Genomic DNA, 12,497 nt, shown 5'->3' with positions numbered 1-12,497 from the left:
AGATCAGTGAAGTTTGGGGCAGTCGTTCCCTGCCCCTCTTTTTTTCACCGGAGGTGAAATCATGTCGATTGATTGGGATTGGGGGATATTCTTCCAAGAAGCCCCTTTCGGAAACACCACATACTTAGGATGGCTGATTTCTGGCTTCCAAGTCACTATTGCCTTATCTCTATGCGCTTGGGTTATTGCCTTTCTTGTTGGTTCTTTATTCGGAATTTTACGCACTGTCCCTAATCGTTGGCTTTCAAGCTTAGGTACTGTTTATGTTGAGTTATTCCGTAACGTACCACTTATTGTTCAATTCTTTACGTGGTATCTCGTCATTCCTGAACTATTACCTCAATCTATTGGCGACTGGTTTAAAATGGACTTAGCGCCAAATGTGCAATTTTTTGTCTCTTCAGCACTCTGCTTAGGTTTATTTACCGCAGCGCGTATGTGTGAACAAGTCAGAGCTGCAATAAACTCATTGCCCCGTGGTCAAAAAGCCGCAGGCTTAGCATTGGGCTTAACCTTACCTCAAACTTATCGTTATGTTTTATTACCCAATGCATATCGAGTCATTATTCCACCAATGACCTCCGAAATGCTTAATCTCGTGAAAAACTCAGCGATTGCCTCTACTATCGGACTTATTGATATGGCAGCACAAGCGAATAAACTCCTCGATTATTCAGCGAAAGCGTATGAGTCATTCACAGCAATTACCCTCGCCTATGTTTTTATCAACGTCATCATTATGTTACTCATGAGTTGGCTTGAAAAACGTGTGCGTTTACCTGGCACAACAGGAGGTCAATAATGTACGAATTTGACTGGAGTTCTGTTGTTCCAAGCCTACCATTTCTAGTCGATGGTATGGCAATCACTTTAAAAATCACTATCACCGCTATAGTAGTTGGTATTTTATGGGGAACGGTGCTTGCTGTTATGCGCCTTTCTACGTTTAAACCTATTAGTTGGTTTGCGGCCGCTTACGTTAATACCTTTCGTTCAATCCCATTAGTCATGGTATTACTGTGGTTTTATTTAATTGTGCCTAACATATTACAAAATGTTCTAGGACTTTCACCAAAAAGTGATATCCGTTTAATTTCGGCAATGATAGCGTTCTCATTATTTGAAGCTGCGTACTACTCTGAAATTATAAGGGCAGGTATTCAAAGTGTTAGTAAAGGACAATTTTCTGCCTCACTTGCATTAGGTATGACCAAATCACAAACAATGCGTTTAGTGATCTTACCTCAAGCCTTTCGAGCCATGATCCCGCTTTTACTGACTCAAGGAATTGTCTTGTTCCAAGATACGTCCTTAGTTTACGTATTAAGTCTCACTGACTTTTTCAGAACGGCGGCAAATATTGGTGAACGCGATGGTACACAAGTTGAAATGATCCTCTTTGCTGGTTTTGTTTATTTTGTCATTAGCTTCGCTGCTTCAATGTTAGTGAACTTTCTTAAAAAAAGGACTACCTAGATGATTTCCCTAAAAGATGTATCCAAATGGTATGGTCAGTTTCAAGTACTGACTGAATGTTCCACTGAAGTTAAAAAGGGGGAAGTTGTTGTTGTCTGTGGACCTTCTGGCTCAGGTAAATCAACACTGATTAAAACAGTGAATGGTCTAGAACCAATACAGCAAGGTGAGATACTTGTTAATGAAATCAAAGTAAATGACAAGCATACCGATCTTGCTAAATTACGAGCAAAAGTAGGTATGGTATTCCAACATTTTGAACTCTTTCCCCATCTCTCTATTATTGAAAATCTTACACTCGCACAAGTTAAAGTGCTTAATAGAGAGAAAGGCGCTGCAAAAGAAAAAGGCTTAAAGTTATTAGAACGTGTAGGCCTATCCAGTCATGCGAACAAATACCCAGCTCAACTTTCTGGCGGTCAACAACAGCGTGTCGCCATTGCTCGTGCTTTATGTATGGATCCTATTGCAATGTTATTTGATGAACCGACATCCGCACTTGATCCTGAAATGATTAATGAAGTCCTTGATGTAATGGTAGAGCTTGCAAATGAAGGTATGACGATGATGGTAGTGACCCATGAAATGGGTTTTGCTAAAAAGGTTGCTGACCGTATTATTTTTATGGATGAAGGTCGAATAGTGGAAGATAGACCTAAAAATGACTTTTTTGATAATCCAAAATCAGCACGAGCCAAAGATTTCCTCGCTAAAATTCTGCATTAATCGCTGCATCTCCTCTGCTGGCGTGCTTTTTTAGCACGTCAGCCCAAAATAATAATTTCGATTAACCTCGCAACTAAATATCAAAAAAACTTATTTTCTCGCAATATCAAAATTATTTTTTCAGAAAATACGCATTTATTCTCTTTTTGGTTTAACTCTTTTCAAGATATCTCGCAATTGTCTTGAAAAAGTTATGCAAACAGTGGCTTTCATTAAGATCAATAGTTGTGGCTATTAGACAAAATCAGCTATGCTATGCAAGTCTTAATTTCATAATAGCGGTTACCCTCCGGTAGCCATTAATTCACCATAGGATTATCGGTGCCATGCAAGAACAATATCGTCCCGAAGATATAGAGCAAACTATCCAGGAACACTGGGAAAAGAACAACACATTTAAAGTGACAGAAGATAATAACAAAGAAAAATATTACTGCCTGTCAATGCTACCTTATCCTTCTGGCCGACTACACATGGGACACGTCCGTAACTACACCATTGGTGACGTGATTTCCCGTTATCAACGAATGCAAGGTAAAAACGTCTTACAACCTATTGGTTGGGATGCATTTGGCTTACCTGCAGAAGGTGCCGCTGTAAAAAATAATACCGCGCCAGCGCCGTGGACTTACGAAAATATCAATTACATGAAAAACCAGTTAAAAAAACTGGGTTTTGGTTACGATTGGGATCGTGAAGTCACTACTTGTACACCAGAATATTATCGTTGGGAACAGTGGTTCTTTACTAAGTTATATGAAAAAGGCTTAGTGTATAAAAAGACCTCCGCCGTTAACTGGTGCCCACATGACTTAACCGTATTAGCTAACGAACAAGTTATTGACGGCTGTTGTTGGCGTTGTGATACCCCTGTAGAACGTAAAGAAATTCCACAGTGGTTTATCAAAATTACCGATTACGCAGAAGAACTGTTAAACGATTTAGATACGTTAGATGAGTGGCCAGAACAAGTTAAGACCATGCAACGTAACTGGATTGGTCGTTCAGAAGGTGTCGAAATTAAATTTGATGTGGCCGATAGCGACGACACAATGACCGTTTATACAACGCGTCCTGATACATTTATGGGCGTCACTTATGTTGCAGTTGCAGCAGGTCACCCATTAGCGCAAAAAGCTGCTCAAAATAACCCTGAAGTTCAGCACTTCATTGATGAATGCCGTAACATGAAAATGGCAGAAGCCGATATGGCAACAATGGAGAAAAAAGGGATTGCAACGGGTCTTTATGCTATCCATCCATTAACTAAAGAGAAAGTAGCTATTTGGGTTGCTAACTTTGTATTAATGGAATACGGCACAGGTGCTGTAATGGCGGTTCCAGGTCATGATGAACGTGACTGGGAATTTGCAACTAAATACAATTTACCAATTAAAGCTGTTATTGCGGATGCTGAAGGTAATCAACCTGACTTATCTGAAGGCGCATTAACCGAGAAAAATAGCCTGATTAACTCTGGTGAATTCTCTGGATTAGACAACCAAGCTGGCTTTAACGCAATTGCAGATAAACTAGCACAAATGGGTGTTGGTGAACGTAAAGTTAACTACCGTTTACGTGACTGGGGTGTTTCTCGTCAACGTTACTGGGGCGCACCAATTCCAATGGCTACCTTAGAAGACGGTACAGTTGTTCCTGTTCCTGAAGATCAACTGCCCGTTATCCTGCCAGAAGATGTAAAAATGGATGGGATAACCAGTCCAATTAAAGCTGATCCTGAGTGGGCAAAAACCACCATTAATGGTCAGCCAGCACTGCGTGAAACAGATACTTTTGACACCTTTATGGAATCATCTTGGTATTACGCTCGTTATACCTGCCCTGATTACGATAAAGGCATGTTAGATCCAAAAGCAGCTAACTATTGGTTACCTGTTGACTGGTATATTGGTGGTATTGAACACGCCATCATGCACTTAATGTATTTCCGCTTCTTCCATAAACTGATGCGTGATGCCGGTTTAGTGAACTCTGATGAACCAGCAAAACGTTTACTGTGTCAAGGTATGGTATTAGCGGATGCGTTCTATTACACCGGTGAAGATGGTGCTCGTCATTGGGTATCTCCTGCTGAAGCTATCGTTGAACGTGATGAGAAAAACCGCATCATAAAAGCGACTGACAGTGAAGGACATGAGCTGACTTATGCTGGCATGAGCAAAATGTCTAAATCTAAAAATAACGGTATTGACCCACAAACGATGGTTGAACGTTATGGCGCAGATACCGTCCGTTTATTTATGATGTTTGCCGCTCCACCAGAATTAACACTTGAATGGCAAGAGTCTAGTGTTGAAGGTGCAAATCGTTTCTTACGTCGTTTATGGCGTTTAGTTCATGAACATACACAAAAAGGAGCGACACAGTCACTTGATCTTTCTGCTCTGACAGAAGAACAAAAAGATTTGCGTCGTGACTTACATAAAACAATTGCAAAAGTATCTGATGACGTAGGTCGTCGTTTAGCCTTTAACACCGCGATTGCAGCCATTATGGAGTTAATGAATAAATTAACTCGTGCAAGTCAAGATACAGAGCAAGATCGTGCATTAATGCAAGAAGCATTAGAAGCCATCGTTCGTATGCTTTCTCCAATCATTCCTCACGCTTGTTTTGTTATGTGGCAGGCATTAGGTGGAAAAGAGGACGTTGATGTTGCACCATGGCCGGTTGCTGATGAAGAAGCAATGATCGATGACACCAAGCTAATAATCGTTCAAGTGAATGGTAAAGTGCGTGGTCGAGTCACTGTTCCGGCTAATTCAGAAAAAGAATATGTTCAGGAAATGGCGACAAAAGAGTACAGTGTTGCTAAATACTTGGAAGATGTGACTATTCGTAAAGTCATTTATGTTCCAGGAAAATTACTGAACATCGTTGTTGGCTGATAAGGAGGCCTAGTGCGATATCTATTTTCGCTATTTTTCGGTTTAGCGGTGTTAATCACCGCTGGCTGCGGTTTTCACTTACAAGGGAAAACTCAGGTTCCAGCAGAATTAAAAACGCTTTATCTTAGCTCTGGTGACCCTTATGGCCCATTATCTCGTGTAATGCGTCAACAACTCAGACTTAGTGATGTTCAGCTTGTTGAAAATCCAACAGCAGATATCCCTATTCTCAAAATTGTCGGTTCGTCAGAGAGTACAGAGACCGTTTCTGTGTATCAAGACGGTAAATCAGCAGAACGTCAGCTAACATTTGTGCTAGATGCGCAAGTGATTATGCCTGATGGAACGATTTACCCAATTTCATCACAGGTTTCACGCCCATTCTTCGATAACCCATTAGAAGCACTCGCAAAAGATGCTGAAAATGACATTATCAAGCAAGAGATGCGTGAACAAGCGACAGCAATATTAGTGCGTAAATTATTGGTTGTTCACAATGCTGAACGCCAAAAAGCTGCACAAGCTGAGCAAGCAAAACAGATAATCTCTCCGGCCAAATGATCCGCTTATATCCAGAACAACTGAATGCGCAGCTCCAAGAGGGGCTGCGCCAAAGTTATCTACTCTGGGGTAATGAACCTCTGTTACTCCAAGAGTCTCAAGATGCCATCCAATCTGTTGCTAAAGCCCAAGGATTTATTGAACACTATCAATTTACTCTTGATAATAATACGGACTGGAATGAAATTTACTCACTTTGTCAATCGCTAAGCCTTTTTTCTCAAAGGCAATCTCTTTTGCTGCATTTACCTGAAAATGGCCCCAATGCAGCCATGTCAGAGAAACTCACAAGGTTATCTCAAGAGTTACATCAAGATTTATTGTTGATTTTACGTGGCAATAAACTCACTAAGGCTCAAGAAAACAGTGAATGGTTTAAAACATTAAGCCAGAATGGAACGTATATTTCTTGTCTGACACCTGAACTTGATAAATTACCTAATTGGGTTGCTCGTCGAGCAAAACAAAAAGGATTAGCGCTGGATGAACAAGGTAACCAACTACTTTGCTACTGCTATGAAGGTAATTTGCTCGCATTAGCACAAGCGATAGAGCGTCTTTCCCTACTTTATCCTGACGGTAAATTGACATTACCTAGAGTAGAAGCGGCCGTTAATGACGCGTCACATTTTACCCCTTATCACTGGGTTGATGCATTACTGACAGGAAAAACACAACGTGCATGGCATATCTTGCAACAACTCAAAAGAGAAGATTCTGAACCTGTTATTTTACTTAGAACTTTACAACGTGAGTTAATGCAGTTGATTACACTACATCGTGAATCTAAAACAGCTTCGTTAAAAACGATTTTTGATAAGCATCGAATTTGGCAAAACAGGCGCCCAATATTCACAGCAGCACTACAGCGTTTATCCGAGCATCAATTGCTAACGGCAATACGGTTATTAGCCAGTATCGAAATGACCATCAAACAAGATTATGGTCAAACTGTTTGGCCATCTCTTAACGCGTTAGGCTTATTGCTTTGTGGGAAAGCATTACCAGAAGGATTTGTAAATCATGCCTAAAAATAATGATCCTACACCTTTAATTAATCAAGCTATCGCCTTATACGGTGGCACATTTGATCCAATTCATTATGGGCATTTACGTCCTGTTGAAGCACTTTCAGGATTAATTGGCTTAAAAGAAGTGGTATGGCTACCCAATAATATTCCCCCTCATCGCCCTCAACCGGAGGCATCTTCTCAACAACGACTTGAGATGGTGCGACTTGCTCTTGAACCCTATTCCTCATTTAAAGTGGATACCCGTGAACTTGAGAAGCCAACACCTTCTTATACTATTGAGACATTAAGAGACTTCAGACAAGAAATTGGTAATAAACAACCTTTAGCATTTATTATTGGCCAAGATTCATTACTTTCAATTAATACATGGCATCAGTGGGATGAACTATTAGATGTATGCCATTTGTTAGTTTGTGCTCGCCCTGGTTATCAAACTCATTTCGAGTCAGCCCAAATGCAAACTTGGCTAACTCAGCATCAGACAAAACAGCAAGAAGATATTCATTGCTTACCTTCTGGCAAAATTTTTCTGGCCGATACACCTCTTTATAATATTTCAGCAACAGATATTCGGGCTCGTCATAAAGCGGGATTAGACTGCCACGATTTACTACCAAATGCGGTTGAAAACTATATCCGCCAACACCAACTCTATAAATAATTTATTATTTCTAAAGTTGTTCTCTGAGATAATCAAAAGCTTGCGGATAAAGTGAGAAGTAGCGTTGATGAATCAAATAATCATCAGGATAAACACTTAGCCAATATTGAAGTAAATTATAAGGCTTGGAAAAAGGCACAACACCTTGACGATATAGCAAAATTGTCTGTGCCAGTTCTTGTTTTTGTTGTGAGTTTAGATTTCGCTTAAAATACCCTGCCATATGCATTAACGCATTAGTTTGCCCTTCTCTATTCGCTGCAACACTGAATGCCTTCATTAGCTTTTCCAGATATTTCGATGCAACTTCTTCAAGGGGAATGGCATCAGAAAAATTAGCAATATCACGCCCCAATTCTCGATAAGCTGCTAGTGAATAAGCCATAATTAAATATTTGTATCGGCTATGAAATTTAACTAAAGCCCCTTTAGTTAATGATTGATTAACCTGTTGTTGGTAATCAAACAGTGTGAAAAATTGGGTAAGAAAATGATCAAAAACAATAGGCTGTAAAAGTTGGTCAATATTTAATTGAGGTAAAGTAAAATTCACGGGTGAGATAAGGCTGTCTCCTTTTTTTCCAATATAACCATAAAGTGGCAACAGGTTATCTCTATTTTGAGCCTCTATCTGCATAATGCCTATCTTTTCTGCCTGAACAGTATCGCAAAGCAAAGCTAACTTTTCTTGCAATTGGTGATTGGTGTTACTCATAATTTCTGAAGATATCCCGAGATAATTCACTTTTCTTTCCATTCTTTTTCTCTCCAATTAAAAAGTCTGAGCATTACACCGTATAATCTGAACACAACAAAGTAAAACACACCTAATTAGGTGTTTGATGAGCATTGACAGACGAGGTTTAGCTGTTATTCTCACCCTCTGTTCCCTTAAGGGAACTGTAAGGTAAAACTGTCGTCTAAATGGAAAAGTTCTTATCTGCCTTCTTTTTGTTATTTATTATGACGCAGTTAATGGACATATATGAATTTTTCTAAATCAAACGTCGAAAAACAAGAAAATGAGATTTATGTTCTTGTTATTGCTAACTGGAATTAATCATCCAGTAAAATAGATTTATTGGTATAAATTCCTTTAAAATAGCATTCATATTCTAAATAATTTGAGGCGCAGTTAGACAACAATTGAAGTAAGTCGCTAGGAATATACCCAAGTATATAACTAGTGCGAATAAATGTAGTCAACAACGCTGCAACTTAAAGTATCACGAGTATGTTATTTTTCGGTTGAATTAACTCATTAGATTAAAGGTGATCCTTTTGCAAGGTTCTGAATTACAGCAATTTATTATTGATAAACTTGAAGATTCTAAAGCTCAAGACATTATTGCATTAGATGTCCGCGGAAAATCAAGTGTAACTGATTACATGATTATTTGTACGGGTACATCAAGCAGACACCTGATGTCTGTTGCAGATAACCTCGTTGATGATTGCCGCGAAGCGGGATTACAACCGTTAGGTGTTGAAGGACAAGGCGTTTCTGACTGGATTGTCGTTGATCTTGGTGAAGCCATGGTACACGTCATGCAAGAAGATAGTCGCCGTATGTATGAACTAGAAAAACTCTGGAGCTGAGTTTGAAATTACAGCTCATTGCCGTTGGTACAAAAATGCCGGACTGGATACAGACCGGCTTTATGGATTATCTTAATCGATTCCCCAAAGATATGCCTTTAGAACTTATCGAGATCCCCGCAGGCAAGCGTGGAAAGAATGCAGATATCAAACGTATTCTCGAAAAAGAAGGTGAACAAATGTTAGCTGCAGTAGGTAAAGGGAATCGTATCGTCACTCTCGATATTCCTGGCGCTCGCTGGGATACGCCAAAACTTGCAGAACAACTTGATCGATGGAAGCTTGATGGTAGAAATGTCAGCTTACTCATTGGCGGCCCTGAAGGATTAGCACCTGCTTGTAAAACTGCGGCTGAACAAAGCTGGTCTTTATCTCCTTTAACCATGCCACATCCCCTTGTTCGTGTCGTGGTTGCAGAAAGCCTTTATCGAGCATGGAGCATTACCACAAACCATCCTTATCATCGTGAATAATCAATAAATTGGCGGGTCAGTAAGTGAAGTCAAATGGGATGAAAAGAAAAAAACGTACCCCGTTTCGAGATTATACTGCGGAATCAAAGCTATTTATCCGTCGTGTGATTGTCGCATTTTCAGTAATTATTATATTGAGTGGTGTTTTGGTTTTTAACCTCAATCACTTACAAATCACTCGCCATGACGATTATCAAACACGTTCAAATGATAACCGAATTAAATTAGTACCGATTGCGCCCAGCAGAGGCATTATTTACGACCGCAATGGTATCCCTCTTGCGCTCAATCGTACTATCTATCAATTAGAAGTTGTGCCTGAAAAGGTAGCAAACTTACAAGAAACACTTGAAAGTTTAAGAGATATTGTTGACTTAACTGATGAAGATATTGCTGCATTCGAAAAAGAGCGCAAACGCTCACGCCGATTTAGCTCTATTGCCTTAAAAACAACATTAAGCCAAGTACAAGTCGCCCGTTTCGCAATCAACCAATACCGCTATCCTGGTTTAGAAATTAAAGGTTATCAGCGTCGTTATTATCCTTATGGCTCAGCATTAACGCATGTGATTGGTTATGTTGCGAAAATTAACGATAAAGATGTTGAACGCCTTGATAAAGAAGGTTTATCACCTAACTATGCAGCGACTCACGATATCGGCAAGTTAGGCATCGAACGTTATTATGAGTCTGTTTTACATGGCACAACGGGCTATGAGGAAGTTGAAGTTAATAGCCGTGGTCGAGTTATTCGCCAATTACACGAGCAGCCTCCACAAGCCGGTAAAGATATCTATCTTACCATCGACCTTGAACTGCAAACCTATATTGAAGAATTACTCACCACAAGCCGAGCCGCGGTTGTAGTAACCGACCCTCGCAATGGTGAAATTTTAGCGCTTGTATCAAACCCTAGTTATGATCCTAACTTATTTGTCGGTGGAATTTCGAATACCGATTATCAAGGGTTACTAAATAACCCAGATAGGCCACTGATCAACCGTACAACCCAAGGTCTTTATCCGCCAGCATCAACCGTGAAACCATTTATGTCTGTTGCGGCATTAAGCGAAGGTGTAATCACAGCCAATACAACAATTCATGATCCCGGTTGGTGGCAACTTCCTGGTTCTGAAAAACGTTATCGAGATTGGAAACGTTGGGGACATGGAAAACTTAATGTGACAAAATCTATCGTAGAATCTGCGGATACCTTCTTCTACCAAGTTGCTTATGATATGGGGATTGATCGCATATCAACTTGGATGAGTCGCTTTGGTTATGGTGAATATACAGGTATTGATTTATCTGAAGAGCGTAATGGGATCATGCCAACACGTGAATGGAAACAGCAACGTTATAAAAAACCTTGGTATCAAGGTGACACGATCCCTGTAGGAATTGGACAAGGCTATTGGACAGCAACGCCCATTCAAATGGCGAAAGCTTTAATGACATTAATTAATGACGGCCAAGTTAAAACTCCTCACCTGCTTTATGGTACAAAACTTGGCAATGAAATGTTGCCTTATGTTGATAAGGAAACACGCCAAATTGGTGATATCAACTCAGGTTATTGGGAATTAGCAAAACACGGTATGTATGGTGTGGCTAACTTCCCAAATGGTACAGGCCGCCGAAGTTTTGCTGATGCACCTTATAAAGTAGCTGCAAAATCAGGAACAGCACAGGTGTTTAGTTACGAAACCTACAATGCAAGCCAATTGGCTGAACATCTTCGTGACCACAAATTGATGATTGCCTTTGCGCCTTACGATAACCCAACCATAGCCATCTCTATTATCCTAGAAAATGGTGGTGCTGGCCCTTCTGTTGGTGATATTACAAGACAAATTCTTGACCACATTCTCCTTGGTGATAACAACACAGTATTGCCAGCTTCTCCACCCGCACCGCGTGGTTCAGAGGAATAATACTTATGACTGAAAATAACAAGAAAAAATCCTTCTGGACACGGATCCATATCGACCCTTTATTCTTGCTCTGTATTATTGCTTTATTAGGATACAGCGCATTTATTATGTGGAGTGCCAGTGGACAAGATCCAGAAATGATGCAACGTAAGTTAGGGCAGATTGCAATGGGTTTTATGATCATGATAGTCATGGCTCAAATCCCACCACGAGTCTATGAAAGCTGGGCTCCTCATCTCTATTTCTTCTGTGTTATTTTACTTATTCTTGTTGATGTCTTTGGTCAAATCAGTAAAGGGGCTCAACGTTGGCTAGATTTAGGCATTGTGCGTTTTCAGCCTTCAGAAATCGCTAAAATAGCCGTGCCTTTAATGGTCGCTCGATTTATGAATCGCGATGTGTGCCCTCCGACATTGCGTAATACTGCTATTGCTTTAGTCATTATTTTTGTGCCAACTTTATTAGTCGCAGCACAGCCTGACTTAGGAACCTCTATTCTTGTTGCCGCATCGGGTTTATTTGTTCTTTTTCTTGCAGGAATGAGTTGGCGCCTTATCACTGTAGCCATAGTTCTTGTTGCTGCTTTTATCCCCATACTCTGGTTTTTCCTTATGCATGATTACCAACAAGCTAGGGTAATGATGCTACTTGACCCTGAATCTGATCCACTCGGCGCCGGATATCATATTATCCAATCTAAAATTGCCATTGGTTCTGGCGGATTACATGGAAAAGGATGGTTACAAGGCACGCAATCTCAATTAGAATTCTTACCTGAGCGCCATACAGACTTTATTTTTGCTGTATTGGCTGAAGAACTCGGATTAATTGGTGTTTTGATACTGCTAGCTCTTTATATACTCTTAATTGCGCGAGGCCTTTACCTTGCAACGAAAGCACAAAATACATTTGGCAGAGTAATGATTGGCGGATTAATGCTAATCTTCTTTGTCTATGTCTTTGTCAACATAGGAATGGTGAGTGGTATTCTTCCTGTTGTCGGTGTTCCGTTACCGCTAATGAGTTATGGAGGCTCGGCCCTAATTGTCTTAATGGCAGGATTTGGCATTGTTATGTCTATTCATACACACCGAAAACTATTATCGAAAAGTTTATAATGAGGT

General features: G+C 40.1%; 12 protein-coding genes. 11 read left to right on the top strand and 1 reads right to left on the bottom strand.

Translation table 11 applies throughout. From position 1 onward, the window contains the following. The first annotated feature begins 61 nt into the window (after window positions 1-61). From H1225_RS02740 to nadD, 7 genes are all read left to right on the top strand, one after another. A complete protein-coding gene (locus H1225_RS02740; protein ID WP_072062945.1) occupies window positions 62-802 on the top strand; it encodes an amino acid ABC transporter permease in 741 nt (246 codons plus the stop codon). After that, entirely contained in the window at window positions 802-1,476 is a 675-nt protein-coding gene (gene gltK / locus H1225_RS02735; RefSeq protein WP_006537724.1) for a glutamate/aspartate ABC transporter permease GltK, read from the top strand. The genes H1225_RS02740 and gltK overlap by 1 nt, the downstream gene beginning before the upstream one ends. Next, the gene (locus tag H1225_RS02730) at window positions 1,477-2,202 is read left to right on the top strand and encodes an amino acid ABC transporter ATP-binding protein (protein ID WP_006537725.1); all 726 of its coding nucleotides are present in this window, start codon (window positions 1,477-1,479) and stop codon (window positions 2,200-2,202) included. A gap of 326 nt (window positions 2,203-2,528) precedes the next feature. Next, window positions 2,529-5,111, top strand: coding sequence for a leucine--tRNA ligase (leuS, locus tag H1225_RS02725; protein WP_072062947.1), 2,583 nt, complete (start codon window positions 2,529-2,531; stop codon window positions 5,109-5,111). Between the two features lie 12 nt (window positions 5,112-5,123). Next, a complete protein-coding gene (lptE, locus tag H1225_RS02720) occupies window positions 5,124-5,672 on the top strand; it encodes an LPS assembly lipoprotein LptE (protein WP_072062948.1) in 549 nt (182 codons plus the stop codon). Next, window positions 5,669-6,703, top strand: coding sequence for a DNA polymerase III subunit delta (gene holA, locus H1225_RS02715; protein ID WP_161669907.1), 1,035 nt, complete (start codon window positions 5,669-5,671; stop codon window positions 6,701-6,703). The genes lptE and holA overlap by 4 nt, the downstream gene beginning before the upstream one ends. Then, entirely contained in the window at window positions 6,696-7,367 is a 672-nt protein-coding gene (gene nadD / locus H1225_RS02710; protein WP_006537730.1) for a nicotinate-nucleotide adenylyltransferase, read from the top strand. The genes holA and nadD overlap by 8 nt, the downstream gene beginning before the upstream one ends. Before the next feature lie 10 nt (window positions 7,368-7,377). Here nadD and H1225_RS02705 read toward each other — a convergent pair whose 3' ends face one another. Beyond that, entirely contained in the window at window positions 7,378-8,124 is a 747-nt protein-coding gene (locus H1225_RS02705) for a YbgA family protein (RefSeq protein WP_239739428.1), read from the bottom strand. Between the two features lie 515 nt (window positions 8,125-8,639). On the opposite strand from H1225_RS02705, the gene rsfS reads away from it, so the two are divergent. Genes rsfS through mrdB form a run of 4 tightly spaced genes read left to right on the top strand, consistent with a single transcriptional unit; the run spans window position 8,640 to window position 12,491 of the window. After that, window positions 8,640-8,966: a ribosome silencing factor gene (gene rsfS / locus H1225_RS02700; protein WP_006537732.1), complete on the top strand. Its 327-nt coding sequence runs from the start codon at window positions 8,640-8,642 to the stop codon at window positions 8,964-8,966. A gap of 2 nt (window positions 8,967-8,968) precedes the next feature. After that, window positions 8,969-9,439: a 23S rRNA (pseudouridine(1915)-N(3))-methyltransferase RlmH gene (gene rlmH / locus H1225_RS02695; RefSeq protein ID WP_109847442.1), complete on the top strand. Its 471-nt coding sequence runs from the start codon at window positions 8,969-8,971 to the stop codon at window positions 9,437-9,439. Between the two features lie 38 nt (window positions 9,440-9,477). Further along, entirely contained in the window at window positions 9,478-11,373 is a 1,896-nt protein-coding gene (gene mrdA, locus H1225_RS02690) for a peptidoglycan DD-transpeptidase MrdA (protein ID WP_006537733.1), read from the top strand. A 5-nt stretch (window positions 11,374-11,378) separates the two neighbouring features. Next, window positions 11,379-12,491 (top strand): peptidoglycan glycosyltransferase MrdB, encoded by a 1,113-nt coding sequence (gene mrdB, locus H1225_RS02685; RefSeq protein WP_006537734.1) that lies wholly within the window; start codon window positions 11,379-11,381, stop codon window positions 12,489-12,491. Window positions 12,492-12,497 lie beyond the last annotated feature (6 nt).

It is taken from the genome of Proteus penneri (genome assembly GCF_022369495.1).
GTDB classification, from domain to species: domain Bacteria; phylum Pseudomonadota; class Gammaproteobacteria; order Enterobacterales; family Enterobacteriaceae; genus Proteus; species Proteus penneri.
The sequence above is the reverse complement of the archived record's forward strand: the minus strand, read 5'-3'. Positions and strand labels throughout refer to the sequence as shown.

Bases quoted from the DNA above. Each gene is read 5' to 3' on its own strand.
- H1225_RS02740 (WP_072062945.1), top strand. From the start codon at position 62: ATGTCGATTGATTGGGATTGGGGGATATTCTTCCAAGAAGCCCCTTTC.
- gltK (WP_006537724.1), top strand. From the start codon at position 802: ATGTACGAATTTGACTGGAGTTCTGTTGTTCCAAGCCTACCATTTCTA.
- H1225_RS02730 (WP_006537725.1), top strand. From the start codon at position 1,477: ATGATTTCCCTAAAAGATGTATCCAAATGGTATGGTCAGTTTCAAGTA.
- leuS (WP_072062947.1), top strand. From the start codon at position 2,529: ATGCAAGAACAATATCGTCCCGAAGATATAGAGCAAACTATCCAGGAA.
- holA (WP_161669907.1), top strand. From the start codon at position 5,669: ATGATCCGCTTATATCCAGAACAACTGAATGCGCAGCTCCAAGAGGGG.
- nadD (WP_006537730.1), top strand. From the start codon at position 6,696: ATGCCTAAAAATAATGATCCTACACCTTTAATTAATCAAGCTATCGCC.
- H1225_RS02705 (WP_239739428.1), bottom strand. From the start codon at position 8,124: ATGGAAAGAAAAGTGAATTATCTCGGGATATCTTCAGAAATTATGAGT.
- mrdA (WP_006537733.1), top strand. From the start codon at position 9,478: ATGAAAAGAAAAAAACGTACCCCGTTTCGAGATTATACTGCGGAATCA.
- mrdB (WP_006537734.1), top strand. From the start codon at position 11,379: ATGACTGAAAATAACAAGAAAAAATCCTTCTGGACACGGATCCATATC.